The 26,070-nt window shown below is 64.0% G+C and carries 24 protein-coding genes and 1 pseudogene; 13 read left to right on the top strand and 12 right to left on the bottom strand.

What is annotated here, in order from left to right:
- Positions 1-87: 87 nt before the first annotated feature.
- On the bottom strand, positions 88-858 hold the full coding sequence (locus EOA19_RS15640) for an IclR family transcriptional regulator C-terminal domain-containing protein (protein ID WP_128304115.1): 771 nt from the start codon (positions 856-858) through the stop codon (positions 88-90).
- Between the two features lie 120 nt (positions 859-978).
- Here EOA19_RS15640 and EOA19_RS15635 point away from each other — a divergent pair, with 120 nt between their 5' ends.
- From EOA19_RS15635 to EOA19_RS15605, 7 genes are all read left to right on the top strand, one after another.
- On the top strand, positions 979-1,836 hold the full coding sequence (locus EOA19_RS15635) for a CoA transferase subunit A (RefSeq protein ID WP_128304114.1): 858 nt from the start codon (positions 979-981) through the stop codon (positions 1,834-1,836).
- Positions 1,833-2,630 carry a CoA-transferase subunit beta gene (locus EOA19_RS15630; RefSeq protein ID WP_128304113.1) on the top strand — a complete coding sequence of 266 codons (798 nt, stop codon included), beginning with the start codon at positions 1,833-1,835 and terminating at the stop codon, positions 2,628-2,630. Before EOA19_RS15635 ends, EOA19_RS15630 begins: the two co-directional genes overlap by 4 nt.
- A 1-nt stretch (position 2,631) precedes the next feature.
- Positions 2,632-3,837 (top strand): 3-oxoadipyl-CoA thiolase, encoded by a 1,206-nt coding sequence (pcaF, locus tag EOA19_RS15625; RefSeq protein WP_128304112.1) that lies wholly within the window; start codon positions 2,632-2,634, stop codon positions 3,835-3,837.
- Between the two features lie 154 nt (positions 3,838-3,991).
- Positions 3,992-5,023 (top strand): BMP family protein, encoded by a 1,032-nt coding sequence (locus EOA19_RS15620; protein ID WP_023811183.1) that lies wholly within the window; start codon positions 3,992-3,994, stop codon positions 5,021-5,023.
- 172 nt (positions 5,024-5,195) lie between these two features.
- Positions 5,196-6,707, top strand: coding sequence for an ABC transporter ATP-binding protein (locus EOA19_RS15615; protein ID WP_128304111.1), 1,512 nt, complete (start codon positions 5,196-5,198; stop codon positions 6,705-6,707).
- The gene (locus tag EOA19_RS15610) at positions 6,707-7,762 is read left to right on the top strand and encodes an ABC transporter permease (protein WP_128304110.1); all 1,056 of its coding nucleotides are present in this window, start codon (positions 6,707-6,709) and stop codon (positions 7,760-7,762) included. Before EOA19_RS15615 ends, EOA19_RS15610 begins: the two co-directional genes overlap by 1 nt.
- Complete coding sequence (locus EOA19_RS15605; RefSeq protein ID WP_128304109.1) at positions 7,759-8,703, top strand: ABC transporter permease; 945 nt, start codon at positions 7,759-7,761, stop codon at positions 8,701-8,703. Before EOA19_RS15610 ends, EOA19_RS15605 begins: the two co-directional genes overlap by 4 nt.
- A gap of 208 nt (positions 8,704-8,911) precedes the next feature.
- Here EOA19_RS15605 and EOA19_RS15600 read toward each other — a convergent pair whose 3' ends face one another.
- The gene (locus EOA19_RS15600; RefSeq protein ID WP_023811180.1) at positions 8,912-9,679 is read right to left on the bottom strand and encodes an SDR family oxidoreductase; all 768 of its coding nucleotides are present in this window, start codon (positions 9,677-9,679) and stop codon (positions 8,912-8,914) included.
- A gap of 290 nt (positions 9,680-9,969) precedes the next feature.
- Here EOA19_RS15600 and EOA19_RS15595 point away from each other — a divergent pair, with 290 nt between their 5' ends.
- A complete protein-coding gene (locus EOA19_RS15595; protein ID WP_023811179.1) occupies positions 9,970-10,125 on the top strand; it encodes a hypothetical protein in 156 nt (51 codons plus the stop codon).
- 109 nt (positions 10,126-10,234) lie between these two features.
- The gene (locus tag EOA19_RS15590) at positions 10,235-11,176 is read left to right on the top strand and encodes an LLM class flavin-dependent oxidoreductase (RefSeq protein ID WP_128304108.1); all 942 of its coding nucleotides are present in this window, start codon (positions 10,235-10,237) and stop codon (positions 11,174-11,176) included.
- Between the two features lie 235 nt (positions 11,177-11,411).
- Here the strand turns inward: EOA19_RS15590 and EOA19_RS15580 are convergent.
- The 5 genes and pseudogenes from EOA19_RS15580 to EOA19_RS15560 all read right to left on the bottom strand — a co-directional run bounded on the left by EOA19_RS15580 (position 11,412) and on the right by EOA19_RS15560 (position 19,026).
- A pseudogene (locus EOA19_RS15580) lies at positions 11,412-12,086 on the bottom strand (isochorismatase family cysteine hydrolase).
- Between the two features lie 36 nt (positions 12,087-12,122).
- Positions 12,123-13,847, bottom strand: a complete 1,725-nt coding sequence (locus EOA19_RS15575; RefSeq protein ID WP_128304107.1) for an ABC transporter ATP-binding protein — start codon at positions 13,845-13,847, stop codon at positions 12,123-12,125.
- Between the two features lie 109 nt (positions 13,848-13,956).
- Complete coding sequence (fhuB, locus tag EOA19_RS15570; protein WP_128304106.1) at positions 13,957-15,960, bottom strand: Fe(3+)-hydroxamate ABC transporter permease FhuB; 2,004 nt, start codon at positions 15,958-15,960, stop codon at positions 13,957-13,959.
- Positions 15,957-16,817: an ABC transporter substrate-binding protein gene (locus EOA19_RS15565; RefSeq protein ID WP_128304105.1), complete on the bottom strand. Its 861-nt coding sequence runs from the start codon at positions 16,815-16,817 to the stop codon at positions 15,957-15,959. Before EOA19_RS15565 ends, fhuB begins: the two co-directional genes overlap by 4 nt.
- Positions 16,818-16,842: 25 nt before the next feature.
- Complete coding sequence (locus EOA19_RS15560) at positions 16,843-19,026, bottom strand: TonB-dependent siderophore receptor (RefSeq protein WP_245486186.1); 2,184 nt, start codon at positions 19,024-19,026, stop codon at positions 16,843-16,845.
- A gap of 215 nt (positions 19,027-19,241) precedes the next feature.
- Between EOA19_RS15560 and EOA19_RS15555 the strand changes: the two genes are divergently transcribed.
- From EOA19_RS15555 to EOA19_RS15540, 4 genes are all read left to right on the top strand, one after another.
- Positions 19,242-20,033: an ATP-binding cassette domain-containing protein gene (locus EOA19_RS15555; RefSeq protein WP_164762277.1), complete on the top strand. Its 792-nt coding sequence runs from the start codon at positions 19,242-19,244 to the stop codon at positions 20,031-20,033.
- Between the two features lie 65 nt (positions 20,034-20,098).
- Positions 20,099-21,070, top strand: coding sequence for a tonB-system energizer ExbB (gene exbB / locus EOA19_RS15550; protein WP_128304103.1), 972 nt, complete (start codon positions 20,099-20,101; stop codon positions 21,068-21,070).
- A gap of 5 nt (positions 21,071-21,075) precedes the next feature.
- Positions 21,076-21,543: a TonB system transport protein ExbD gene (exbD, locus tag EOA19_RS15545; protein ID WP_128304102.1), complete on the top strand. Its 468-nt coding sequence runs from the start codon at positions 21,076-21,078 to the stop codon at positions 21,541-21,543.
- A complete protein-coding gene (locus EOA19_RS15540) occupies positions 21,540-22,484 on the top strand; it encodes an energy transducer TonB (protein ID WP_128304101.1) in 945 nt (314 codons plus the stop codon). The genes exbD and EOA19_RS15540 overlap by 4 nt, the downstream gene beginning before the upstream one ends.
- Before the next feature lie 150 nt (positions 22,485-22,634).
- On the opposite strand, the gene EOA19_RS15535 is transcribed toward EOA19_RS15540, so the two are convergent.
- From EOA19_RS15535 to EOA19_RS15510, 5 genes are all read right to left on the bottom strand, one after another.
- The gene (locus EOA19_RS15535) at positions 22,635-22,955 is read right to left on the bottom strand and encodes a hypothetical protein (protein ID WP_164892938.1); all 321 of its coding nucleotides are present in this window, start codon (positions 22,953-22,955) and stop codon (positions 22,635-22,637) included.
- Positions 22,956-23,076: 121 nt separating this feature from the next.
- The gene (locus EOA19_RS15530; RefSeq protein WP_128304099.1) at positions 23,077-23,337 is read right to left on the bottom strand and encodes a hypothetical protein; all 261 of its coding nucleotides are present in this window, start codon (positions 23,335-23,337) and stop codon (positions 23,077-23,079) included.
- Between the two features lie 4 nt (positions 23,338-23,341).
- Positions 23,342-23,596, bottom strand: coding sequence for a hypothetical protein (locus EOA19_RS15525; RefSeq protein WP_128304098.1), 255 nt, complete (start codon positions 23,594-23,596; stop codon positions 23,342-23,344).
- A gap of 68 nt (positions 23,597-23,664) precedes the next feature.
- On the bottom strand, positions 23,665-24,729 hold the full coding sequence (locus EOA19_RS15520) for a SagB/ThcOx family dehydrogenase (protein WP_128304097.1): 1,065 nt from the start codon (positions 24,727-24,729) through the stop codon (positions 23,665-23,667).
- Positions 24,730-25,157: 428 nt separating this feature from the next.
- The gene (locus EOA19_RS15510) at positions 25,158-25,907 is read right to left on the bottom strand and encodes a helix-turn-helix transcriptional regulator (RefSeq protein WP_128304096.1); all 750 of its coding nucleotides are present in this window, start codon (positions 25,905-25,907) and stop codon (positions 25,158-25,160) included.
- Positions 25,908-26,070 lie beyond the last annotated feature (163 nt).

The following is a 26,070-nucleotide window of genomic DNA, read 5'->3' as shown; positions in this document are numbered from 1 at the left end:
CAGCTGATCTCCCTCCTTGCGGGGGAGATGGCCGGCAGGCCAGAGGGGGGTGCTGTCCCGCCGACGTCGAAGGTTGGATGAAGCTTCTTAAACCACAAAAAAATCCTCAATCCGCTGCTTGGCCTCCAGTAGTGCCGGCAGTATCTCCCGCTCCATCTCCGCGACCGAAAACCGCGCCGACTGGGTCGAGACGTTGATGGCCGCGACCGTGCGCTCTGCCCGGTCGCGGATCGGCACGGCGATCGAGCGCAGGCCGAGTTCCAGTTCCTCATCGACGATGGCAAAGCCGTCCGCTTTCGCCTTGCCGATGGCGCCGGCCAGCAGCCTGACATCGATGATCGTCTTCGGCGTCCGTCTCTCGATGGTCGCCTGGTCGAGGAATGCGTCCAATTCCTGAGGCGTCAGGCCCGCGAGCAGGATGCGCCCCATCGAGGTGCAATAGGCAGGCAGCCTGGTGCCGACATCGAGTGACACGCTGAGGATGCGGCGGCCGGGAATGCGGGCGACATAGACGACATCCTCACCCGACAGGATGGCTGCCGAGCAGGCCTCGTTCAGCTGAGCGGCGACCGCGCGCATGATGGGGGCGGCGAAGGCCCATAGCGAGGCGCCGCCGAGCCAGGTGCGGGCAACCGTCAGCAGGCGCGGCGACAGCGAGAACACGCGGCCGGCCTGTGTTGCATAGCCGGTGGCGGTGAGCGTCAGCAGGAAGCGGCGGGCGCCGGCGCGGGTCAGGCCCGCTTCCTCGGCCATTTCAGTCAACGTCATGCCCGAGGGATGGCGGGCCAGGATCTCCATGACGGCAAGGCCGCGTTCAAGCGAGCCGACATGATCACGGGAAACAGCCTCTTCGTCCATCTTGTCTCCGCAGAACGACATCAGCGTCAGGATTGACTCTACGCCTCTGCTCAGCATAGAAAGTATCGCATATAAAACATATGTTCGCAATACGAACTTTCTCAGCCTGGAGCCGATGCGATGGTCAAGTTCCTGCCGCTCAAACAGGCCGTGGCCGAGAATTTGAAAGATGGTGACACGGCTGCCTTCGAGGGCTTCACCCATCTGATCCCGACGGCAGCGGCGCATGAGGCGATCCGCCAGGGTTTTCGCGACCTGACCTTGATCCGCATGACGCCGGACCTGATCTACGACCAGATGATCGGCATGGGCATGGCGAAGAAGATCGTCTTCTCCTATGTCGGCAATCCCGGCGTCGGCCTGCTGCGCCGCGCCCGCGATGCCATCGAAAACGGTTTCCCGCGCTCACTTGAAATCGAGGAGCACAGCCATGCCGGCATGGCCAACGCCTATGAAGCGGGTGCTGCCGGCCTGCCCTGCGCGGTGTTTCGCGGCTATCGCGGTGCTGGCCTCGCGGCGGTCAACCCGAACATCAAGTCTGTCACCTGTCCGTTCACCGGCGAGGTGCTGGCCGCTGTTCCTTCGATCCGGCCTGACGTCACCTTCATCCATGCGCAGAAGGCCGACAAGAAAGGCAATGTGCTGGTCGAAGGCATCATCGGCATCCAGAAGGAAGCGGTGCTGGCGGCCAAACGCGCGGTGGTGACGGTCGAGGAAGTGGTCGACAATTTCGACGATCTGCACCCCAACCTGACCGTGCTGCCGCGCTGGACGATTGCCGCGATATCGGTCGTGCCCGGAGGCTCGCATCCGTCCTACGCGCATGGCTATTATGCGCGCGACAATTCCGCCTATCTCGAATGGGACGAAATCGCCGCCGACCGCGAGAAATTCCAGGCGTGGATGCGGGCCAACGTCATCGAGAAGAGTGCCGGCGATTTCGAGGCCCGGGTCGAGCATCTGAGGAAAGCGGCATGAGCGACAATCAGGGCTTCACCCCCAACGAGATGATGACGATCGCCGCCAGCCGCGCGCTGCGCAATGACGATGTCTGTTTCGTCGGCATCGGCGCGCCATCCGCCGCTTGCAATGTGGCGCGGCTGACGCATGCGCCCGACATCACCTTGATTTACGAGAGCGGCACGATCGGCACCGCGCCCGACGTGCTGCCACTGTCAATCGGCGATGGCGAATTGTGCGAAACCGCCGTCACCACCGTCGCGGTGCCGGAGATGTTCCGCTACTGGCTGCAGGGTGGGCGCATCTCGATCGGCTTCCTCGGTGCGGCGCAGCTCGACAAGTTTGGCAACATCAACACCACGGTCATCGGCGATTATTTTCACCCAAAGACCAGGCTGCCCGGCGGCGGCGGCGCGCCGGAGATCGCGACGTCGTCGAAGGAGATCTACATCACCATGGCGCAGACCAAGCGCGGCATGGTCGAGAAGATCGATTTCTTCACCTCCTTCGGCCATGGCGAGGGCGGCGATCATCGAAAGCGTCTGGGCATCGACACCGCCGGCCCGACCTTGCTGATCACCGATCTCGCCATCTGGAAGCCGGATCCGGTGAGCAAGGAATTCACCGTCGTGTCGCTGCATCCAGGCGTCACCCGCCAGCAGGTGCAGGAGAGCTGTGGCTGGGTGGTTAAGTTCGGCGAGGCGCTTGACGAAACGCCGGCGCCAAGCGAACTCGAACTCAAGACATTGCGCGACCTGCAAGCCCGCACCAAGGCGGCGCATGAGGGAACCGGAAAAACAAAGGCTGCATGACATGGCCGAGGCCTATATCTGCGACTACATCCGCACGCCGATCGGCCGCTTCGGCGGCTCGCTGTCTTCCGTGCGTGCCGACGATCTCGGCGCGATACCCCTAAGAGCATTGGTCGAGCGCAATCCCGGCATCGACTGGCTGGCGGTCGACGACGTCGTCTATGGCTGCGCCAACCAGGCTGGCGAGGACAACCGCAACGTGGCGCGCATGGCGCTGCTGCTGGCCGGCTTGCCGAAGGAGGTACCGGGCTCCACCGTCAACCGCCTGTGCGGCTCCGGCATGGATGCGCTGACCATCGCAGCCAGAGCTGTCAAGGCTGGCGAAGCGGAGTTGATGATCGCGGGCGGCGTCGAATCGATGAGCCGGGCACCCTTCGTCATGCCCAAGGCCGACACGGCGTTTTCGCGCAATGCCGAGATTTACGACACCACCATCGGCTGGAGGTTCGTCAACCCGCTGATGAAGAAGCAGTATGGCGTCGATTCGATGCCGGAAACTGGCGAGAACGTCGCCGAGGATTTTGCGGTGTCGCGGGCCGACCAGGACGCCTTTGCCGTGCGCAGCCAGGACAAGGCGATCGCTGCACAAGCCAATGGCCGGCTGGCGAAGGAAATCACAGAGGTGACCATCCCGCAGCGCAAGGGCGATCCGATCGTCGTCGCGAAGGACGAGCATCCGCGCGCGGGCTCAACGGTCGAGGCGCTGGCCAAGCTGCCGACACCGTTCCGCCAGGGCGGCACGGTGACGGCCGGCAATGCCTCCGGCGTCAATGACGGGGCGGCGGCCCTGATCGTTGCCTCCGAGGCAGCCGTGAAAAAGTATGGCCTGACGCCGATCGCCCGCATCCTCGGCGGCGCTGCCGCCGGTATTGCGCCGCGCATCATGGGCATCGGCCCGGTGCCGGCGACGCAAAAACTCTGCGCGCGGCTTGGCCTGACACCAAAACAGTTCGATGTCATCGAGCTCAACGAAGCCTTTGCCTCGCAAGGCATCGCCGTGCTGCGCCAGCTCGGCATTGCCGAGGATGCACCGCACGTCAACCCGAATGGTGGCGCCATCGCGCTTGGCCATCCCCTGGGCATGTCGGGTGCCCGCATCTCCGGCACGGCGGCGCTGGAGCTTCGCGAACGTGGCGGCCGTTATGCGCTTGCCACGATGTGCATCGGTGTCGGCCAGGGCATCGCGGTCGCGCTGGAACGGGTTTGATCGGCGGCCCTTGCTTGGCCGGCTAAGATCAAGAATCCGGTGCGCGGTTCAAATTTGACCACGTGGACAAAAGTCTGGCGTCGTTCCATACTTCCCCGTCTGACATTTTCACGAACAGCCGGCTCGACACGGCTGTCGAACAGAGGGGAATGCAATGGAAAACCGGAACAATAAATCGCAGATAAAACGCGAAGGGCTTTCGCGACGCAATGTACTGGAGCTGGGCGCGCTTAGTTTGGCGGCAACGATGCTGCCGGGCGCCGCCTTCGCGGCGGACAAGAAGCTGAAGGTGGCGGCGATCTTCGCCACGCCGATCGAGGAGCCATGGGACAACCAGATCCATGTCGCCCTGCAGAAGGCCGAGAAGGAACTCGGCATCGAATACAAATGGTCGGAGAAGGTGCAGACCGCCGATTTCAGCCGCGTCATGCGCGAATATGCGCAAGGCGGCTACCAACTGGTGCTGGGCGACGCCTTCGCCGCCGAGCGCGAATCGCGCCGCACCGCCAAGCAGTTCCCGAAGACCGCCTGGCTGTTCGGCTCCGGCGCCGGCCCGGCGGAACCCAATTTCGGGGTGTTCGACAACTGGATCCACGAGCCCGCCTATCTCTCGGGCATGATCGCTGGCAAGATGTCGAAGTCGGGTACGATCGGCGCCGTCGCGGCGATGGGCATTCCGGAGGTGAACCGGCTGGTCAACGCCTTCTTCGCCGGCGCCAGGGAGGTCAATCCCAACATCAAGAAGAAGGTCGCCTTCATCGGCTCGTTCTTCGATCCGCCCAAGGCCAAGGAAGCGGCGGTCGCGCAGATCGACGCCGGCGTCGACGTCATCTACGCCGAGCGCTTCGGTGTCATCGAAGCCGCGGTGGACAAGAAGATCCTCGCCATCTCCAACATGTCCGACCAGTCGAGTCTCGGCCCCGACACGGTCATCACCGGTCCGGTCTGGGACATGTATCCGACGGTCGAGCAGGCGATCAAACTGGTCAGGGCCGGCGTCTTCACCGCGCAGGACTATGGCGATTTCTCGCGCATGGCCAAGGGCGGCTCGCATTTGGCGCCCTACCACAAGTTCGACAAGACGCTGCCGGCGGACGTCAAGGAGCTGGTCGAAAAGAAGAAGGCGGAGATTCTGGAAGGCAATTTCCGGGTGGATGTGGACGAGAATACGCCGGTTTCGGATTGATTTCTTTACCCTCCCCCTTGTGGGGAGGGTCGATCCGCGAAGCGGAGCGGGGTGGGGGTCCTCGTAGGGCGCATCCCCACCCCGTCTCGCAATCTCCGCTTCGCTCCGACTGCGAGCCGACCCTCCCCACAAGGGGGAGGGTGAAGCAGAGCCTCTCTCCGCAGGAGCATCCTTGTCCGCCCCACTCATCGAAATGCGCGGCATCACCAAGAGCTTTGGCGCCGTCAAGGCGAACGAGGCCGTCGATCTCAGCGTCGCGCCCGGCGAGATCCTCGGGCTACTGGGCGAAAACGGCGCCGGCAAGACGACGCTGATGAATGTGCTGTTCGGCGCCTATGCGCCCGACGCCGGCGAGATTCTCATCCAGGGCCAGACGGTGCGGATCACCAGTTCCGCCGATGCGCTGGCCGCCGGCATCGGCATGGTGCACCAGCATTTTCACCTCGCGCCGCGGCTGACGGTGCTGGAAAACCTGCTCATCGGCATTCCCGGCAAGACAGGACGGATCGACCGCGCCGGCGGGCTGGCGCGGCTGGCCGAGATCGGCCGCCAGCATGGGCTGGTGCTTGACCCGGACCTGCCGGTCTCGGCGCTGTCGGTCGGCGAGCAGCAGCGGCTCGAAATCGTCAAGGCGCTGTTTCGTGGCGCCAGGCTGCTGATCCTCGACGAGCCGACGGCGGTGCTGGCGCCAAGCGAGGTCGACGGGCTGTTTTCGGCGTTGCGTTCTATGGCGGCGCAAGGTCTCGGCATCATCTTCATCTCGCACAAGCTCAACGAGGTGCGGGCGCTGACGCATCGCTGCACGGTGCTGCGGCATGGCCGCGTTGCCGGCCGCGTCGATGACCCGGCCAACACGACATCCTCGGAGATGGCAACACTGATGTGCGGCCATGAGATCGTGCCGCCGGCGCGGGGACCATCGGCGCCGGGTGCTGATGTGCTGACGCTCGACGGTATCTCAACCTCGCATCATTCGGGCACGGCGCTGCGCGACGTATCGCTTGCCGTCCGTGCCGGCGAAATCCTCGGCATTGCCGGGGTGTCGGGCAATGGCCAGCGGGCGCTGGCGGAGGTGATCTCCGGCGTGCGGGCGCCCGATGCCGGCCGGATGACGATTGCCGGCCAAAAGGTCTCGCGGTTCTCGCCGCGCGAGGTGCAGGCGCTCGGACTTGGCCGTATCCCGGAAGACCGCATGACGACCGGACTGGTGACCAATCTGCCGCTGGCCGATTCGATGGTGCTGCCGCGCATCGGCACCACAGCGTTCAGCAGCAGGGGCCTGCTCAAGCCCGATGCGATCCGCGCCTTCACTGAGGCGCAGATCAAGGCCTATGATATCAGGTGCCCCGGGCCGATGACCCGCGCCGGGGCGCTGTCCGGCGGCAATCTGCAGAAGGCGTTGTTGGCACGCGAGCTTGCCTTCGATCCGAAGGTGCTTGTTGTCTCGCAGCCGACGCGCGGCCTCGACATCGGAGCCGCCCGCTTCATCCACGAAAAATTCCTCGACATGCGCGCCAAGGGCTGCGGCATCGTCGTCATTGGCGAGGATCTCGAAGAACTGCTGGTGCTCTGCGACCGCATCGCGGTGATGTATGAGGGCCGCATCGTCGGCACGCTCGACAGCGCCGATGCAACGATCGCACGGCTCGGCCTGATGATGACCGGGGCGGAGGGCCACAGCTGATGTTTCGCCTGGAGGTCCGCAGCTCGACGCCGACCTGGTTCAACCTCGCTCTGCCATTGCTCGCGATCGGAGCAACGCTCATCTTGTGCAGCGGCCTTATTGCGCTGGCCGGCCCCGGCGTGCTCGAAGCTTATGGCGTGATGTTCACGGCGTCGCTGGGCGACAGCTATGCGATCACCGAAACGATGGTGCGTGCAACACCCATGATCTTCACCGGACTGGCGGTCGCGGTCGCCTTCCGAGCAAAATTCTGGAACATCGGCGCCGAAGGGCAATTGCTTGCCGGCGCGGTGGCCAGCTGCTTTGTCGGCGCCATTCCAATGCCGGGGCCGCTCGCCATGGTCTTGATGGCGGTGGCGGGCGCCGCAGCGGGAGCCGCAGTCGCGTTGGTGCCGGCGACGCTCAGAGTAAAATTCAAGGTCGATGATGTCGTCAGTTCGCTGTTGCTCAACTCGGTCATCTATTACGCCTTGATGGCGCTGATCGAGGGGCCGTGGAAGGACAGTTTCAGCGGCTATCCGATCTCGCCGCCGATCGAGGATTCGGCCAATTTCCCGGTGCTGCTCGAAGGCACGCGGCTGCATCTCGGCGTCGTCGCGGCACTGATCGCGGCGCCGCTGATCTGGTTCCTGATCGTGCGCACGACGCTCGGCTTCAGGATCAGGGTCACCGGCGAAAACCCGGAAGCCGCCAGATATGGCGGCATCCACGTCGAGCGGGTGCTGATCTCGACGGCGCTGCTGTCCGGCGCGCTGGCCGGATTGGCCGGCGTCGGCGAGGTCGGCGGCGTGCATTTCCAGGTGATGAGCGACATCTCGCCGGGCTACGGTTATTCCGGCATCGTCGTTGCGATGCTGGCGCGGCTCAATCCGCTCGGCGTCGTGCCGGCGGCGATCTTCCTTGCCGCCGTGATGACCGGCGCCGAGGCGATGTCGCGGGCGACCGGCGTGCCGGCCTTCCTCAGCGACGTCATCCAGGGCACCGCATTGCTTGCCATGCTTGTGGCGCTGCTGTTCACCGCCTATCGCATCCGTCGCGTCGGAGTTGCCCGATGAGCGCGGTGTTCGAACAAATATTCCAGGTCGGCTTCCTGGCCGCGATCATCCGCATTGCCACGCCGCTGGCTTTCGCGACGCTCGGCGAAATGTTTTCCGAGCGGGCCGGCGTGCTCAATCTCGGCATCGAAGGCATCATGCTGTTGTCGGCGATGACGGGCTTCACCGCCGCCAGCCTCACCGGCAGCCTGTGGCTTGGCGTGCTGGCGGCGGTGCTCACCGGCATGCTGATGGGCGCGCTGCATGCGCTGTTCACCGTGGCGCTCGGCCTCAGCCAGCACGTCTGCGGCATCGGCGTGACGCTGTTCTCGTCGGGCCTCGCCTATTTCCTCTACCGGCTGATCTTCGGCCAGCAATCAGTGCCGCCCAGCATCAAGGGTTTTCAGACGCTGCCGATCCCTCTCCTGTCTGACATCCCGGTGCTCGGGACGGCGGTGTTCAACCAGTTCGCGCTGGTCTACATGGCGATCCTCGCCATTCCGCTCGCCGCCTTCGTGCTCTACCGCACGCCATGGGGCCTGTCGGTGCGCATGGTCGGCGAAAACCCGCGCGCCGCGGATTCGGCGGGGGTCAGTGTCACCGCCACGCGCTTCCAGGCAGTCATCCTCGGCGGGGCGCTGATGGGGCTGGCCGGCGCCTTCCTGTCGATGGCGCAGTTCAACGCTTTCACCTTCGGCGTGGTGTCGGGGCGCGGCTGGGTGGCGATCGCGCTGGTCGTGTTCGGCCGCTGGGATCCGTGGCGCTCGGCGGGTGCGGCACTGCTGTTCGCCTTCGTCGATGCGCTGCAGCTGCGCATGCAGGCCAGCGGGCTCGGACACATCCCCTACGAGGCGTTCCTGATGCTGCCGTTCATCTTCACCATCGTCGCCATGGCGGTGATGTCGCGCAACGCGGTGGCACCGTCGGCGCTGCTCAAGCCGTTTCGGCGGGAAGAGCGGTAGCAAAGCTTGGGTTCCTCGCCCCGCAAAGCGGGGAGAGGTGGCCGCGAAGCGGTCGGAGAGAGGCCTGCGACGCTGGCGAGTTGTCGCCGAAGCAAGGCAAGGTCGAGCCATTCCCCCTCTCCGTCTCGGCTTCGCCGAGCCACCTCTCCCCCCATTCGTGGGGGCGAGGAACCCGCATCCTGCCAAGTTCGCGCCTTCTTTGAGCGTCTCACATCGCGGTAAAGCCGTTATCCACAAACAGATGCGTGCCGTTGACGAAGCTCGACTCGTCGCTGGCCAGGTAGAGCGCTGCCCTCGCCACCTCTTCCGGTTCGCCGATGCGGCCCTGCTGCGCGGCCAGCGCCGCGTCGGAGACGTCGACGCCGAGCCTGCCGAGGTCGGCGACCTCGCGCAGGCCGTGCGGCGTGCGGATGAAGCCGGGGCAGACCGCATTGCAGCGGATGTTGCGGTCGCGGAACTCGACGGCGATGGCGCGGGCGAACATGTGGCAAGCGCCCTTGGTGGTGTCATAGAGCACTTCGTTGGGAGTCGCCGCCACCGCCGAGATCGACGAAGTACAGACGATCGAGCCGCCGCCGGCCGCAATCATGCCGGGCAAAACGGCGCGCGTCATCAGGAACATCGAGCGCACATTGACGGCATGCAGCCAGTCCCATTCCTGGACCGTCGTCTCCAGGAAGGGTTTGATGACGATGGTGCCGGCGTGGTTGAACAGCACGGTGACCGGTCCGAGTTTTTCGATAGCACCCTTCACCGCCGTTTCGACCTGGGCTTCGTCGGAGACGTCGGCGATGAAATGCTCGGCTATCTGTCCCCGCGCGCGTATCGCCGCTGCGGTTGCGGCGGCCGCCTCGCCGTTGCGGTCGATGATCGCCACCTTGGCGCCTTCGGCGGCGAACAGCTCCGAAGCCGCTCCGCCCATTCCCGTCGCTCCTCCCGAAATGATGGCGACCTTGCCGGCCAGTCTTGTGCCCATTTTTCTGCCCCTGTGTGACGATTTCGCTTTGCTGGTTGGGCGATGCTACCGCGCCCGTGCCGGGCGGCCAATCCACGAATTGAGCGCAGCGAGGGCAAGGCCATAGGTCCATTCGGACGCAGAAGCAAAAAACGGACGCGCCATATGGATCGGCCGTCCGAGCGCTCCCTCTAAGCAAGTGCCTACCAACTTCCGGCATCATAGGAGAAAATTATTCTGTCTTTAGCCCAAAAATAGCAATCGACAAAGTCTACCAGTTTTATAGATTAATCGCCGAGACGGAGGTCGATATGTCCTACATCCAGAACGCCCAGACGGATCGCAGCGCTCAGCGGTCGGCCAATGCCCAGGCCTTTCGCCCGGCCTATGCCGGGGCTTTCGCCTATCTCGTCTTTGCCCTTGCGTTCGTGTTCACCGGGGCAGTTGTTCTGGGCCTTATTCCCTGAGTCGTCAGATCGACCGGGGTTAGCTGCCCACCGCTTTCAGGCAATCGGAGTTGAATGAACCGAATCCTCGGCGTGCTTTCGCGCGCCCGACACAACGGAGGACATGGCAATGCCGATCGAGTTCACGCATATTCCGGGTAAGACCGCCGATGCCGCGGTTCCCTTTTTCTACGACTTTGCCGAGACCGCGACCAAGCTCGGGCTGATCGAGGATGGCGGCTTCCGCAAGATCGTCGTCGACGATTCGGCCGGGCTGCTGACCAACATGGATCTTGCGGCCCAAGTGCTCGATCGCACCTCGTCGCTGGAAGTCGTGCTCACCCATTGGGCGGGCGTGGTCGAACCGACCGTGGCAGCCCGCCAACTGGCGTCGATCGACAGGAAAAGCGGCGGACGCCTGGCGCTGAGGATGATCAGCGAGCCGCTGAGCGACGCCGACGCCGAAACACGGCCGGTCGGGCACACCGTCATTTGGCAGCGCATAGACGAATATCTGGTGTTGCTGAAGCGGCTGTGGTCGAACGACCGGCCCTTCGACCACGAAGGAACGTTCTACAGCATCAAGGGCGGCTACGTGCCGCGCAAGGGACCGCACGGCGCCGACCTGGTCATCCGCATGGGCGGGCAGTCCGGAACGGCACTCAAAGTTGCCGGCCGGCATGCCGATGTCTTTGAATTGGCACCGGGCTCGATCGATGAGATCCGGCAATTGATGGAGCGGGTGCGCCGCTCGGCCGCCGAACATGGCCGGGCCGGCAAGCTGCGCTTCGCGCTTCCGGTCGGGATTCACCAAGGTGCTTCCGCCTCCGGCCACAAGGCGATCGATGTTGCCGGGCCGCCAGCCCAGGCCGCCCTGTCGCTGCTTGCCTATGCAGCCCTCGGGATCGATGAATTCATGATTGTCGGCGTCGACACGCCGCGTGAGATCGCAACGGTCGGCCGGGAAACCATCGCCCTGCTGCGCAATTCGCTGGCGCGTCGCGAACACGAGGCATTCCAGCCTGGGGCATATGCGTCTCGTGCAGGATTGGAGACGCGCGCAACGGGCTGAGTTCTGGCCTACGGAATGAAAGCTATTCCGGTAACGCCGAGATCCTTCACACCCCCCTCTGTCCTGCCGGACATCTCCCCCGCAAGGGGGGAGATCGACAGCTTCACCCGCAGCGCTCGTCTTGCCACGTTGGCGATTAGTGAAAGCCGAGATGACAGCCAATCTCCCTCCTTGCGGGGGAGATGGCCGGCAGGCCAGAGGGGGGTGCTGTCCCGCCGGCATTGATCTTGGCGCCCTAACTCGCCATGCCCGACAATCGCGACAAGCCTTCAATGACAGCGCTGGAATCAGCGAGCGCGCCAAAGACGCCATCCTCAACCGTCACCATGTGAAGCGCTGCTTCGTGCGCTTGTCTGTCGCCGCTGGCGCAAGCGTCCGAGATCGTCAGGCATTGGAAATTCCGGTCGCAGGCTTCGCGCAGCGTGGTGTGGACGCAGACATCCGTCGTGCATCCGGAAAACATGAGATGCGTGATGCCTTGCGCGCGCAGGACAAGCTCGAAATCCGTATAAATGAAGGCGCTGTTGCAGGTCTTGTCGACAATGATGTCCTGCGGCGCCACATCGATCTCCTGAACGATCTGGAACCCCGTGCCCGAGCGCAGCAGGATATCGGTGCCGTCGAGACCGGCGCGCTTGCGGCGCCATTTTTCGTAAGGCGTCATATCGGCCATATCGGCCCGCTAGCCCTGCCTCGTGTGGATGACCCTGACGCCGGCCTTGCGCGCGGCCGCGATCAGCCGGCTCACCGTCGGCAGGATCGCCCTTAGAGGCGACGGGTCATAGCCCTGCCTGGCGAAGTAGCCTGATGTCGAAAGGAAATCCTGCTGCAGGTCGATGACGATCAGCGCGGTGTTTTCGGCCACCAGCCTGCCGTCATAGGGGAAATCGAAGGGCGTTGCCTTGATCATCCGGGGCTCCCTGCTTTGGGCCGCCACCATAGTGGATCAGCGCGACGACACCAGATGCTGGGCGTCGTGCAGGCGCCGATAGATGCCGCCGGCGCGGAGCAGTTCGCTGTGCGAACCCTGTTCGACGACGCCGGACTCCGAGACGACGACGATGCGGTCGGCGCCGCGGATCGTGGCCAGCCGGTGTGCGATGACCAGCGTGGTCCGGCCCTCGGCAAGTTCGGCCAACGACTTCTGGATTTCGCGCTCGGTCTCGGTGTCGAGCGCCGACGTCGCCTCGTCGAGGATGAGGATCGGCGGGTTCTTCAGGAACATGCGGGCGATCGCCAGCCGCTGCTTCTGGCCGCCGGACAATTTTACGCCGCGCTCGCCGATGATCGTGTCAAAGCCGGCCGGCAGGCCCGATATCATGCCGTCTAGCTGCGCCCGCCGCGCGGCATCGGTGATGGCCTCGTCGGAGGCGCCGAGACGGCCATAGGCGATGTTTTCGCGGATCGAGCCGCCGAACAGGAAGACATCCTGCTGGACGATGCCGATCTGGCCACGCAGCGAAGCGAGCGTCATGTCCCTGATATCGATGCCGTCGATGCTGATCCGCCCGGCGCTGACTTCGTAGAACCGCGGCAGCAGCGAACATATGGTGGTCTTGCCGGCGCCCGACGGGCCGACGAAGGCGATGGTTTCGCCGGCGTGAATGGCGAGATCGATATCCCTGAGCACCGGCTTGCCGTCACCATAACCGAAGCTCACACCGCGATATTCGATGTCGCCCTTGAGCCCGCTGGCGGTAACGGCATCAGGCCGGTCGGCGATGTCGGGTTCGGTGTCGAGCAGCTCGGTGTAGCGGCGGAAGCCTGCAATGCCTTTTGGATAGGTCTCGATCACCGAATTGATCTTTTCGATCGGCCGCACGAAGACGCCGACCAGAAGCAGGAAGCCGACGAAGCCGCCATTGCTCAGGCCTCCCGTAATGACGAGGTAGCTGCCGGCGATCATGACCACGAGCTGGATCAGCCTGATGCCCATATAGTTCAGGGAATTGCTGGCCGACATGATGCGGTAGGCGTCGAGCTTGGTCTGGCGGTAGCGCTGGTTGTCATGCGCGAAAAGCGTGCGCTCATGCTCCTCATTGGCGAAGGCCTGGACGACGCGCATGCCGCCGACATTCTCCTCGATGCGGACGTTGAAATCGCCGACACGCCGATAGAGCGCCTGCCAGTTGCGCTCCATGCGGTCGCCGTAGCGCATCGTCACCCAGGCGATCAGAGGCACGATCACCGCCGTGATCAACGCCAGATGCATGTTGACCGTGAACATCAGCACGAAGGCGCCGGCGAAGGTCATGATGGCGATGAACAGGTCCTCGGGGCCATGATGCGCGATCTCGCCGATCTCCTCGAGATCCTTGGTGACGCGGCCGACGAGATGGCCGGTCTTGTGATTGTCGTAAAAGCGGAACGACAGTTTCTGCAGATGATCGAAGCTCTTGCGCCGCATCTCGGTCTCGATGTTGATGCCGAGCATGTGGCCCCAATAGGTGACGACCGCCATCAGCACCGTGTTGAGCAGATAGATCACCAGCAGCCCGGCCGACGCGATGATGATCAGCGTCCAGTCCTGCTGCGGCAGCAGCTGGTCGACGAAGGTGCGGACCGCCATGGGAAAGCCGAGTTCGAGCAGGCCGGCCAGCACCGCGCAGGAGAAGTCGAGCGCGAACAGCCCCTTCCAGGGCGTGTAGTAGGAAAGGAAACGTCTGATCATCGAGGTGAACCGCAAGCTGTCTTGATGGACGCGGCGAGGGCGCCGGCCGCCATCGATGGGCGCTGCTTACAATCGGCAGGGCAGGGGCGGCAATATGCCAGGGCCGACTTCATTGCCTGCCTTTCCACATCAGCGCCATGAAATAGGGGCCGCCCACGAAGGCGGCGATGAGGCCGGCCGGCACTTGCCAGGGAAAGATCAGCGTCCGCCCTGCCCAGTCGGCGGCAACGAGGATCAGCCCGCCTGTCATGGCCGAGGCCAGAAGCTGCGGCACGGCGCGGCGGAAGCCAAGCATGCGTGCGAGATGCGGCGCCATCAGGCCGACGAAGCTCAGCGGGCCGATGACCAATGTCGCGGTTGCGGTGGCCAATGCGGTGAGCGCAAGCAATGTGGCGCGAACACGTCCCAGTCGCAGGCCAAGGCCACGCGCGGCGGTTTCGCCGAGCGGCAGTATATCGAGCCAGCGCGCGGTCAGCGGCGCCAGCGCGAGGACGGCGACCGCGACCGTTGCGGCGGTGAGGGCATCATTGGGTGTTGCGCGATAGGTCGATCCCGACAGCCAGGTGAGCAGGAAGTCCATGCGCGGATCGCCGCTGGCCAGAAGCAGCGCGGCGAAGGCGGACGCGACGGTCGCCACGGCGACGCCGGCAAGCAGCAGCCGTTCCGGCGACAGGGCATTGCGCCGCCCGGCCAAAACAACGATCGTCAGCGCCAGCATGGCGCCGGCGAGGGCGGCGCCGAGCATTGCCGCGCGGTCGAAGCCGTCGCTGAGCAACAGCAGCGCCAGCACGCCGAAAGAGGCGCCGCCGGAAATGCCCAAGACCTCGGGCGCGGCCATCGGGTTGCCGGTCATGCGCTGCATCAGCGTGCCGGCGACGGCGAGCAGGACGCCCGCCGACAGGGCGACGACGACGCGAGGCGCGCGCAGGGCAAGCAGCTCGGTCAAATCCGCGGATGCGATCCAGTGCCAACCGCCTGCGCCACGGCCAAAGCCGATGGCGAGGACAACCGCGAGGATGAGCGCCAGCAGGCCGGCGATCAACGGCAGGCCGTTTGTCGGCAGGCGTACCGACGACACCATGTCGGCTTGCCTTTCGGGAGTGGTTCGCATTCGCGGCAACAGGAACAGCAGCAGCGGCGCGCCGAGCAAAGCGGTCGCGGTGCCGGCGGGGATTTCGCCGGCGAACGGCAGATGCTGCACCAGACAGTCGGTGAGCCAGAGCAGGGCACCGCCGACCAGCGGCGACCAGACCAGACGGCGGCCAAGCGTGCGCGCTCCGGCCAGCCGCGCCAGCGCCGGGGCGGCGAGCGCCACGAAACCGATGACGCCGACCTCGGCGACGACCAGCGCGCTAAGCGAGACGGCGACTGCCATGCCGGCGAGGCGGATGACGGCCGGCCGGGTGCCGAGCGATGCCGCGCCGTCGTCGCTGAGATCGAGCAGGCGGAGCGGTCGCCAGAGCAGGAACGCGGCGCAGGTGCCGGCCAGCAGCCATGGCGCCAGAACAACGACCGCCGCGTCGCCATTCTGCACCAGCGAGCCGCTCTGCCAGATGAACAGCTCCTCGGTGTATTCGCGGTTGAGCGCCATCAGCAGCGCGCCGGCCGAGCCGAAAGTGAGGCTGACGACGAGGCCGGCGATGATGATCGACACTGGCGAAAAGCTGCGCCCGCGCGCCAGTGCGAAAACGGCTGATGTGGCGAGCGCGCCGCCGGCCAGCGCCACGCCTTCGCGGCCGCCCTCCAGCAGCCATGGTGCATAGAGGGTGGCTGCTGCCAAAGCGAGGCTCGCTCCCGCATTGGTGCCGATCGTGGTCGGCTCGGCCAGCGGATTGCGCAGCACATGCTGCATGATGGCACCGGCGAGACCAAGTGCAGCGCCGGCCAGCATGCTGACGGCGACACGCGGCAGGAAGGCATAGCGATACAGCAACTGCGCTGGATCGGATGTGTCGGGGGCGGTGAGCGCATGCCACCACAGGTGCGTCGGCAGAAGGTGGATGAGATCGAAGACGGTCAGCATCAGCGCCAGCCCCGCAGGCACGGCTACCAACAGGATAAGCGCGCCGATGCCGTCGCTCTGTCGCGGCAGGGACATTGCCTGGGCGATCATGCCGCTGCCACGAATTCGGCGAAACGCGCGGCAGCAGTGAGACCGCCGAACGGCCAGACTGGCGGAATGGTCCGCACTTGGCCGTTCCGGACGCAGGGCAGATTGGCCCAGAGCGAGCTGCGGGCAATCCTGATCCTGATGTGCGGCGGGATAGGATCGAGCGAGATCAGCTGCGCCTCGCCGACGGCGACCAGTTCCTCGATGCCGACCGTGGAGAAGCCCCATTCATTGGTGGCGGTGGTCCAGGCGTTGACGAGGCCGAGGCGGTCGAGGACATCCTGCAGCAGGCTGCCGGCGCCGTAGACGCGGACATGCCGATCGTCGAACATGCTGACGACGCAGACCGGTTTCTGCACCGCCCGCTCCAGCTTGGCACGCGCTTGGGCGATCGAGGCTTCGATGCGCCCGACAAGGTTTCCTGCTTCCGTCCTGCGGCCAAGCATGTCGCCAAGCTGCAGCGTCACCTGTTGCGCCTGCGCGTAAGGTGGAGCCTTGCCGCTGTAGAACGGCACGTTGAAGGTCGGCGCCAATCTGGTGAAGCTGTTCTCGTCCAAGCCATAGCCATAGGCGCCGACGATCAGGTCGGGCCGCAATTCCCTGAGCAGTTCGAGATTGGGCTCGCTGCGCGATCCCAGGTCGATGGTGGCCTGCGGCAGTGCCGGGCCCTGCACCCAGTCGCCGTAACCCCTGGTGTCGCCGACGGCGAGCGGCGACAGGCCGAGCGAGACCACGATTTCGGCCGACGTCCATTCCAGGCAGACGACGCGGGCAGGTGCCGCGCGTGCCATGCCGCCCGGCAAAGCGAGGCCGGTCGCGGCGAGGCCGGCAAGATACTGGCGCCGTGTCAGCGCCGCCATTTTGGGTCGGCCCGCCACCTTGCTTCTACCATGTGTATTTCACCGAACCGTTGATCCTGCGGCCCTCGCCGTAGAAGCAGCCGAAGCCCGAGGAGAAGCAGGAGGCGACGTAGCGTTTGTCGAACAGATTGCTGGCATTGAGGCTGAGCGTGGCGTTCTGCCAGGCGTAATGCACTGCCGCGTCGGCGAGCACGACCGACGGAACCTTGAAGCTGTTGTCGTCGTCGCCATAAGTCGAGCCGACATAACGGATGCCGGCACCCAGGCCCAGACCCTCCAGGCGGCCGCTGCCGAGAGTGTAATTCGCCCACAGAGACGCGGAATGCTTCGGCACGCCGAAAGGCGTGTTGCCTTCATTGCTGATTGAACTCCCATTATCATCAACAACAGAAGTCGCCTTGGTGATCCTGGTGTCGAGATAGGTGTAGGCCGCTCTCAGGTCGAGGCCGAAATCGAGGCTGGCAACGGCCTCGAGTTCGACGCCGCGAGAGCGGATCTCGCCGGTCTGGAACATGTCGTCGGGCCGGCCCTCATTGCCATAGCGCACGACATTCTGCCGGGTCAGGTCGAAGGCCGAGACCGTGATGAACGAATTCCAGCCGGTCGGCTGGTACTTCAGCCCGATCTCGTATTGTCTGCCGGTCTCAGGCACGAACAGATTGCCGTCGCTGTCGGCGCCCGCCACCGGCTGGAACGATTCGGAATAGCTGACATAGGGCGCAAGCCCGTTGTCGGCGAGGTAGACGAGCCCCGCCCGGCTGGTGAAGGCGTTGTCCTTCTGCTCGGGAATGTAGCCACCGGCCAGATTGTCGTAGACCTTGGCGTCCGACCAATCCTGGCGGCCACCAAGGGTCAGCCGCCAGTTGCCGAGCTTGATCTGATCCTGCGCATAGAGGCCAACTTGCTGCTGGGTGGTGTCGGTATCGGTGTAGGGCGTCAGATCACCGATCTTGTAGCCGTAGACCGGATCGAAGACGTTGAAACCGTCCTCGACCGTCCCTTCCGAGGCATAGTCGCGGTAAGTATAGCGTTTGTAGTCGAGGCCGACGAGCAGCGTGTGGGCAAGCGGCCCGGTGTCGAAATCGGCTTGTGCCTGGTTATCGATGGTGACGCCGCTGAGCTTGGTGCCACCGGCATCTGCATAACGGTAGTAGTCGCCGTTTGAAGGTTCCAGGCCGTTCGAGTCCGTCAGTCCGCCACCAAAGACGCCTTCCCCGGTGTGGGTAAGGTGGACGTAGCGGGCATGCTGTCGAACCTGCCAGGTTTCGTTGAAACGGTGATCGAATTCGTAGCCGATCGAGGCCTGGTCGTTGTTGTAGGAGTCGAAGCCGGGTTCGCCGACGAACATGCTGTTCGGCAGGTACTTGCCGTCCTTGCCCGGTATGACCGTGCCGTAGGCAGGCAGATACTGCATCGCCCATCCCGAGCGATCGCGCTGATAGTTGGCGAGGATGGTCAGGCTGGTGTCGGCATCTGGCTGCCAGGTGATCGCCGGCGCGATGAAGATGCGGTCGTCCTTGACGAAATCGGTCTGCGTGTCGCCCATGTGAGCGGCACCGGTGAGGCGAAACAGCAGCGACTTGTCGGCGTTCACGGCACCGCTGAAGTCGAACTTGCCTTCATACCGGTTGAAGCTGCCACCACCGAATTCGACCTCGCGCAGGTTTTCCTGGGTTGGCCGTTTGCTGACATAGTTGATGATGCCGCCGGGGCTTGCCTGGCCATAAAGCACCGACGCCGGTCCGCGCAGCACCTCGTAGCGTTCCGCGCCATAGGAATCGAGTGCGGTGAACAGGGTGAAATTGCTCTCCTTGAGCTGCAGCCCGTCCCTGTAGAAGACGCCGCTGGCGTTCGAAATGCCGCGCAACTGCAGGCCGAGGCCGCGATTGTCGGTGCCGTAGAGATTGCCGGTGGCGCCGGGTGTGTAGCGCAACGCGCTGTTCAGGCTGTCGACGGCTTGCGCTTCCATCTGGTCCCTGGTGATGACCGATATCGATTGCGGCGTCTCGATCAGCGGCGTGTCGGTCTTGGTGCCGGTGGAGCCCTTGGTGGCAACGTAGCCCTTAACCGGCCCGAATGCGCTTTCGACACGTTCCTGGACGTTGATCGGGTCCAGGGTGGTGGTGACCGTCTCCTGGGCCAGTGCATGGCCGCAGCCAAGCAGGGCCGGCAGCGACACCGTTGCGATCAGCAGGCGCTTGCGCGCCATCCGGTTCTGCCAAATCGGTCCATGTCCTGAAATCATCCGGTGCGCCTCCTGTTTCCCAATTCCGTGCCGATATCGCCGGTCGCGACGATTTGTTGATCATTGCAGTCATCTTCAATGTTGACTAGTAAGGTCATGTTTCATAGTCAACCGGGCATGACCTGTCGAAAGCCGGAATCTGGAAATGCGGGCGGCCGCACTGGAGAAAAGCCATGAGCATGGCTGGAATTGATGCCCAGACTGCCTTCCATATCGATGCCGTACGCTTTGCCGTCGGCGAGCGGACGCTGCTCGGTCCGGTTTCGCTCGAACTGGAGCGCTCGCGCGTCTATGGGCTGATCGGCCACAATGGTTCGGGCAAGTCGACGCTTATCAAGCTCATGGCGCGCCAGCAGCCGGCGAGTTCAGGCGCCATCACTTTCGCCAGGCGTCCGTTGCCGCAATGGGGTGCCCGCGAATTTGCCCGCGCGCTTGCCTATCTGCCGCAGACGACCCCTGCGGCGACCGGCCTGACCGTGCGCGAACTGGCGACGCTCGGGCGCTATCCCTGGCATGGCGCGCTTGGCCGTTTCCGCGCCGAGGACAGGCAGCATGTCGAGGAGGCGCTGGCCCTGACCGATATGGAGGGTTTTGCCGACCGGCTGGTGGACGAATTGTCGGGCGGCGAGCGCCAGCGCGCCTGGCTTGCCATGCTGGTGGCGCAGAACGCCGGCGTCATGCTGCTCGACGAGCCGATCTCGGCACTCGACATCGCCCATCAGGTCGAGGTGCTCGGGCTGGTCAAGGAGCTCAGCCGCAAACGCGACCTATGTGTCGTCGTCGTGCTGCACGATCCCAACATGGCGGCGCGCTACTGCGACGAACTGATCGCGCTGAAGGACGGCAAGCTGCTGACGCGCGGCACGCCCGGCGAAATCATGCGCAGCGATGTGCTGAAAGGCATTTTCGGTGTGGAGATGGGCGTGTTCGCGCACCCCGTCACCGGCCAGCCTGTCGGCTATGTGCAGTGACAATATCTGATGCGGCGGCGGGAAATAGAAGGCGGCAGGCCGCTGTGAGAACAAGGAAGAAGCTGTTGTCGAGAACTGGTTTGTTGGCGGCGTTGGTCGCATCCGTCATCCTGTCGGCTGGCAGCGCGATGGCCCAGGAGCAACCGGCCGTTGCCGCGCCGGCGATCGAAGTCCCCACCCCGGCTGCTCCCGCAGCCCAAGCGCCGATTGCGCCGGCACCCGCCGCACCGGCAGGCGCTCCGCCGGCCACGATGGCGCCCTCGCAGCCAGGAACCCAGCCGAACACCGCCGCGCCAGCCGGGGCCGGGCCTTCGACGGCGATGGAGTTGACCTTGCCGCATGACCTGTCGCCATGGGGCATGTTCATGGCGGCCGATATCGTCGTCAAGGCGGTGATGATCGGGCTGGCCTTTGCCTCCCTCGTCACCTGGACGATATGGTTGGCCAAGTCGCTGGAGCTTTTCGGCGGCAAGCTGCGCATCCGTCGCGCCGTGCGGGCGATCGGCGGGGCCGCCACGCTGAAGCAGGCCAGCCATACCCTCGACCGCAGCGGCGGCCCCGGCGCGCTGCTGGTGCGGGCGGCCGAGGAGGAGACCGCACTCTCAGCCGGCGCGCTCGATCATGTCTCGGGCGATGGCCTCAAGGAACGGGTCACGTCGCGCCTGTCGCGCATCGAGGCGGCGGCGGCGCGGCGCATGTCGCGCGGCACCGGCGTGCTGGCAACGATCGGCTCGACCGCGCCCTTCGTCGGCCTGTTCGGTACGGTCTGGGGCATCATGAACGCCTTCATCGGCATCTCGCAGGCGCAGACCACCAATCTCGCCGTGGTCGCGCCGGGTATCGCCGAGGCGCTGCTGGCCACCGCGATGGGCCTGGTCGCCGCGATACCGGCCGTTGTCATCTACAACGTCTTTGCCCGTTCGATAGCCGGCTATCGGCAGATCCTCGCCGATGCCGCGGCCGGGGTCGAACGGCTGGTCAGCCGCGACCTGGACTTCCGCACCGTTGCGCCGGCAACGCCACTGGCGGCGGAGTAGGCGCCATGGGAAGCAGAATCCGACAGGCCATGGATGATGATCTCGAGGAAAGCCACGAGATCAACGTCACCCCGTTCATCGATGTCATCCTGGTGCTCTTGATCATCTTCATGGTCGCGGCACCGCTGGCCACGGTGGATGTCAATGTCGATCTGCCTGGTTCGACGGCAACGCCCGCACCGAGGCCCGAGACACCGCTGTTCCTGACGCTGAAGGACGATCTGACGCTGGCGATCGGCAATGACAGCGTGCCGCGCCCGGCTTTCGCCACGACGCTGGACGCCAAGACCAAGGGCGACAAGCAGACGCGCATCTTCCTGCGCGCCGACAAGGCGGTCGCCTATGGCGACCTGATGGAGGCGATGAACCTATTGCGCGGTGCCGGCTATCTGAAGATCGCGCTGGTCGGCCTGGAGACGGCTCCCGCGTCCAATTCTCCGGCGCCCGCAGCCATGGGTGCGCCGACGCCATGACGCAGGCGGTCGCTGTGCCCTCGGTCCAGTTGTCGCGCTTCGGTTGGCGCGACCTTGGCTTGTGGGCCGGTGCTGCCGCGCTGGTCCTTGGAGCCCATGTCGCGGTCGCCTATGCAGTGCAGAACCTCACAATGGTCACCGAAGCGGATGGCGGTCCCCCCCCCGCGCAGATGATCGAGATGGCACCGATGGTGGTGATGCCGGCCGTGGAAGAACAGGTCGCCGCGCTGGATGCGGTGACGCCAGATCAGACCGAACCGACACCGACGACCGAGCCGACACCTGAAGAACCGGTCGAAAAGGCGGAGCCGGTTGTCGAGCCGCCGGAAGCGGTCGCGCCAGACGAGACCCAACCCACCCAGACCGAAACGGCTGAAGAGGTCGATCAGCCGCCGCCGGATGAGGCCGTCCCGGATGTTGTCGAGGCTGTCACGCCCGACGTCGTCATTCCCTTGCCGCAGCCGAAACCGGTCGAAGCTGTCAAAGACAAGAAACAAGTCGCGGCCAAGGCGAAAAAGCCTGTCGAGAAGCCCAAGCCGCGGCCTAAGAAGGAGAAGGCAGCCCCGCCGAAGACGGCAACCGCCACCAGCGCCGACGCACGGCCCGCGGCCAGGACCGCCGCGCCGAAGTCGGCCGAATCGACGTCTCGCTCCGGCGACTCCAGCAAATGGGACTCCCGTCTGGGTGCCTGGATCAAGCGGCACACGCGCTATCCCAGTTCTGCCAAGGCCCGACGCGTCGAAGGCAGGCCGTATGTCGCCTTCACGGTCGACTCGTCCGGCCGGGTTCTGTCCGCCAGGCTCTCTCGTTCCTCGGGGGATGCGGATCTGGACCGTGCGGCGCTCGCCGTGCTGCAAGGCGCCACGGTGCCGGCACCGCCACCGGAACTTGGTTCGCGTCTGAGCCGTACAGCGCCGTTCGTGTTCAGCCTGCGCAACTAGAGCATTCACCGTTTCACGGAAACGGCGAGCTGCTCTAACTCTTTGTTTTGACGCAATTCTCTAGGGAAAGCGCTACGCGCTTTTCCCGGGAAAACCGCTTCACACTTTTCCTAGAATTGCTCTAGAGCCGAACTTGATCGGGCCGGCCTGTCAATAGGCCAGTGACAGGCTCAGGGCCTCGACCTGTTCGAGATAGAATCGGCATTTCGTGCGCAAGGGCCCGAGGCCCGGGTCATCGGCGCCGTTGGTCTCGACGGTCTGCATCATGAAGTCGAAATGGGCGTGGAAAGCGTCCACTGTACCCCAGAGACTGTCGGCCTGGCAGCTGTCGGCAATCGCCATCGAGACGAGTTGGCGGGCCTCGACCCGCGCGGCGTCAGGCGACGGCGGCCGCCTGGCGATCAAGACGTCGAGCCGGCTGAAAATGCTTTCCCTGGCATCGACGCTTCTGATGTTGGCTATCATGTTCATGTGCAGGTCCCCCTTGGCATTCCAGACGCGCAATAGGTTCCGGTCCGAAATTGAAAAACTGGTGATCGGAGCATTTTCAGCGGCGCCAATGAACGCGTCGCGTTTGGGCGGGCGACATGCATCAAGCTTGAGCGACCGACCGCCGGTCCTGCGGGCAGGATGCAATCAGGGCCGGGATGGCGGTTGCATCGGAGGGGTGGCCCCTGATGATGTTGGCGACCTCGGCATCGGCCTGCTCGAACCAGTAGACCATGTCGGCGCGGCGCAGGTCCGTCGCGGCCTTCTTCAGCAGCGGCAGCAGGCTTTGCAACGCGCACAGCGTCTCCCAGCGGTTAGGGCGGGAGGTCGAGCCGGCCACCGCGCATGCGGCTGACGATTGCATGTCGCTACGCTCTCCGTGGCTGGGCGGCACGACTGTCTTTTGACTGCGCCTTGGGATGCAGCGGGTTGCCGCTGAGCTGCGCATGCCTGGCCGGCCGTGCGCCGCGAAGAACGTCGAAGGCCTCTGCATAGGCCATGCCGAGCAGATAGGAGATCATCGGAAAACGGCTGGCTTCGGCCATTTGCACGAGCTCATTGGTCATCGACGAAATATATTGAAGACTATCGATTTCCGACTGGCGTAAGGATTGATTTGGCACGTGCTGCTCCTGTCTCTGGTTATACCCTACGGAACGCGTTACTGGCCGCGATACACATAGTTGGTCGACTAATTGATGGATTGGCCCGCCGTCGAGGGATCTCTTTCCGGGGTCGAGAGGGTCAAGGCATAGATCGGTGCGTCGGTGAAACTGTCGAGACCAAGCAGCCGCTTGATCGCGGAATGACTGAGCGCGGCTGTCGGACATGCCGACAGGCCATGGTTGGTCGCCGCCAGCATGATGTTCTGGCCGATATGGCCGGCCTCGATCAGCACGACACGATAGGCGTTGGCGTCCTCATATTTCCACATCGTGCGATCGAGCTTGGCGCAAAGCAGGACCAGGCACGGCATGGCGTTGGCCCACTCCTGTCCGCCGACCAGTTCGGAGATCTTCGGCAGATGGTTTGCGGAAATCCTGCCAAGGTCGTGATCCGCGGCGGAATAGTGATAGACACCGGGTTCGAGGCCATCGACGCCGAGCGCGACCACATAGGCCTCATAGGGATTTCGCGCGCCGCCTGAAGGGGTCATGCCGAGTGGCAGGGTGCCAACGCAATTGGCGGTCTCGCCGATGATGCCGAGCCCTGCAAACAGGCAATCGGAAAGCTGTTTGGCCGTGATGGTGGGTTGAGCCGCCGTGCGGTTGGTGCGGCGCCGCGCCATCAAGCTGAGAAGTTCATTGTCTTCCAGTGCATTCGGCAGCTGGATGGCGCCCGCGGAATTCTTGAGCATGAGGTTCGGCTGCGGCGTATGGCCGGCGCGTTCTATCTGCCGCTCTTCCGCTTGCTCGATGGTCATGTATTCGCTGTCCTGGACGCAGAAATGCATCAGCGCCGTCGGAAGCCCCCAACTCCATTGTCCTGAAAACTGTTCCTCCTGCTCGGCGAGAGGCGATCCGGCTGTGACCAGCGCGGAGAAATCGAGCAACTGGGGAACGACAGCCTTCAACTCGGACTTCGACCATCCATGGGCGCGGGCAATGTCCGCCGTCGATGCCCATTTGTCCCACGATGCGAGAAGGCCGACCATCTCGGGGCTGCATTCAAACACGCTTCTGGTCAGGAAGTTGCATGCCGTGACCTTGTTCGGTCCGGGGTAGAAAACAAGCGTTTTCGAAGAGCGCATTTTCATGAAGCTGGTTGCCATCTGCGGAGCCGAGGCGCCGACAAGCAAGACGCTCGTCGGCGCAGAACGGCTTCAGCGCTTGTTGTAGTGCATGCCCTGCGAAAAGAAGACGGTCTGCGTGCCGGCGGCAATCGTCAGCTTCGGAGCATTGGTCACTTTCTTGGCCATTTTCATCCCTTTCCTGACCCCGATTTGGGATCCGTTGAAAGACCCCCAGAACGGGATCCGCGTGAAGAAAGGTAAGGTCGGAAGAGTTAATGGTTTGTTAAAATTATAGTAAAACCACGAGCCTAAGACGGACCCGTGGATTATCTTTCCTGGCATTAAAGTGTAAAATATCGATTTTATTCAGATACAGAGTAGACAATCGTTGGCATACGCTTTATCGGCGTACGCTTATTCTTATTCGGCGTAAGACACGGCGATCCGAGGGGTTAGCCCAACCCGTCCCGGGTGAGGCTGACAACCAGTTGATCGACGCCCGGATCGTCGAGATTGATGACATGCGCCATGCTGATGGCATCCCTTCGGTGGATGTTGGCGATGTCGCGCCGCATGATGACGGACACGAATGCCGGGCCGGCCTCCGTCAGTAGCATGGCCTTGCCCATCAGCACCGGTTCGGAGATGGGAGCCCATTGCACGGAGATCAGCGACGGCTCCCCGGTCTGGCGGCGATTGATGCCGCTGAAATAAATCCAGTTCAGCCGCGAGATCGCCACGCCATAGTGATTGCCGCGCGCCCGTGCCCAGGTCGATCCCCGGCGCTCCGACCATCCGGTGACCCTTCGGAAGGTGACCAGTTCGGCTTCGCGCCGCACGAAGGTCACCGAGCGCATCAGGAGGTCTAGGCGGCCCGGGATCGAGAAATAGGTGAAATAGGTGCCGCCCGCGATCGAAGGACTGGGAGGGCGGATCATCTGGTTGAACAGGCTCTCGGACACCGGCGGCAAGCCACGCATCGCCGGCTCGGGTGCGCCGGGATCCTGGTACAGTTCGGCCTCGTCGATCCGAAAGTAATCGCATATCAGCTTGGCGGTGGCCTTGTTGGGAACGGTCTGCCCTTGCAGGTAGCGTTCGAACTGCGTGCGGTTGATGTGCAGCTCACGGCACACCGCACTTACGGAGGCATGTTCCTTGCATAGCCGTCTAAGGTTTACAGCGAGATTCTCGCGAATTGACACGTCTTTGCTTCCGCAGGCGGATTTTTCATTTCGACTCGAAATCGATATAGCGCCTCCGGTCGCCCCCGCCGAAACGCCCTGGTCACAACGCACAGAAAAACTGATTTGGTAACGTCAATTTAGTGGGGTGGTTTCCAAAAAAAACGGAAACAATCGGTGAGCG

Source organism: Mesorhizobium sp. M7A.F.Ca.US.010.02.1.1 (assembly GCF_004023085.1).
Lineage (GTDB): Bacteria > Pseudomonadota > Alphaproteobacteria > Rhizobiales > Rhizobiaceae > Mesorhizobium.
Note: the sequence above shows the minus strand (reverse complement) of the source record. Positions and strands in the feature narration are given on the sequence as shown.

Excerpts from the sequence above, each read along its gene's own strand:
- EOA19_RS15565 (WP_128304105.1), bottom strand. The coding sequence starts at position 16,817 with ATGGCGGCGCTGACACGGCGCCAGTATCTTGCCGGCCTCGCCGCGACC.
- EOA19_RS15620 (WP_023811183.1), top strand. The coding sequence starts at position 3,992 with ATGGAAAACCGGAACAATAAATCGCAGATAAAACGCGAAGGGCTTTCG.
- EOA19_RS15605 (WP_128304109.1), top strand. The coding sequence starts at position 7,759 with ATGAGCGCGGTGTTCGAACAAATATTCCAGGTCGGCTTCCTGGCCGCG.
- EOA19_RS15595 (WP_023811179.1), top strand. The coding sequence starts at position 9,970 with ATGTCCTACATCCAGAACGCCCAGACGGATCGCAGCGCTCAGCGGTCG.
- pcaF (WP_128304112.1), top strand. The coding sequence starts at position 2,632 with ATGGCCGAGGCCTATATCTGCGACTACATCCGCACGCCGATCGGCCGC.
- EOA19_RS15520 (WP_128304097.1), bottom strand. The coding sequence starts at position 24,729 with ATGAAAATGCGCTCTTCGAAAACGCTTGTTTTCTACCCCGGACCGAAC.
- EOA19_RS15635 (WP_128304114.1), top strand. The coding sequence starts at position 979 with ATGGTCAAGTTCCTGCCGCTCAAACAGGCCGTGGCCGAGAATTTGAAA.
- EOA19_RS15600 (WP_023811180.1), bottom strand. The coding sequence starts at position 9,679 with ATGGGCACAAGACTGGCCGGCAAGGTCGCCATCATTTCGGGAGGAGCG.
- EOA19_RS15640 (WP_128304115.1), bottom strand. The coding sequence starts at position 858 with ATGGACGAAGAGGCTGTTTCCCGTGATCATGTCGGCTCGCTTGAACGC.
- EOA19_RS15610 (WP_128304110.1), top strand. The coding sequence starts at position 6,707 with ATGTTTCGCCTGGAGGTCCGCAGCTCGACGCCGACCTGGTTCAACCTC.
- EOA19_RS15540 (WP_128304101.1), top strand. The coding sequence starts at position 21,540 with ATGACGCAGGCGGTCGCTGTGCCCTCGGTCCAGTTGTCGCGCTTCGGT.
- EOA19_RS15575 (WP_128304107.1), bottom strand. The coding sequence starts at position 13,847 with ATGATCAGACGTTTCCTTTCCTACTACACGCCCTGGAAGGGGCTGTTC.
- EOA19_RS15630 (WP_128304113.1), top strand. The coding sequence starts at position 1,833 with ATGAGCGACAATCAGGGCTTCACCCCCAACGAGATGATGACGATCGCC.
- EOA19_RS15590 (WP_128304108.1), top strand. The coding sequence starts at position 10,235 with ATGCCGATCGAGTTCACGCATATTCCGGGTAAGACCGCCGATGCCGCG.
- EOA19_RS15560 (WP_245486186.1), bottom strand. The coding sequence starts at position 19,026 with ATGGCGCGCAAGCGCCTGCTGATCGCAACGGTGTCGCTGCCGGCCCTG.
- exbD (WP_128304102.1), top strand. The coding sequence starts at position 21,076 with ATGGGAAGCAGAATCCGACAGGCCATGGATGATGATCTCGAGGAAAGC.
- fhuB (WP_128304106.1), bottom strand. The coding sequence starts at position 15,960 with ATGATCGCCCAGGCAATGTCCCTGCCGCGACAGAGCGACGGCATCGGC.
- EOA19_RS15555 (WP_164762277.1), top strand. The coding sequence starts at position 19,242 with ATGGCTGGAATTGATGCCCAGACTGCCTTCCATATCGATGCCGTACGC.
- EOA19_RS15535 (WP_164892938.1), bottom strand. The coding sequence starts at position 22,955 with ATGAACATGATAGCCAACATCAGAAGCGTCGATGCCAGGGAAAGCATT.
- EOA19_RS15530 (WP_128304099.1), bottom strand. The coding sequence starts at position 23,337 with ATGCAATCGTCAGCCGCATGCGCGGTGGCCGGCTCGACCTCCCGCCCT.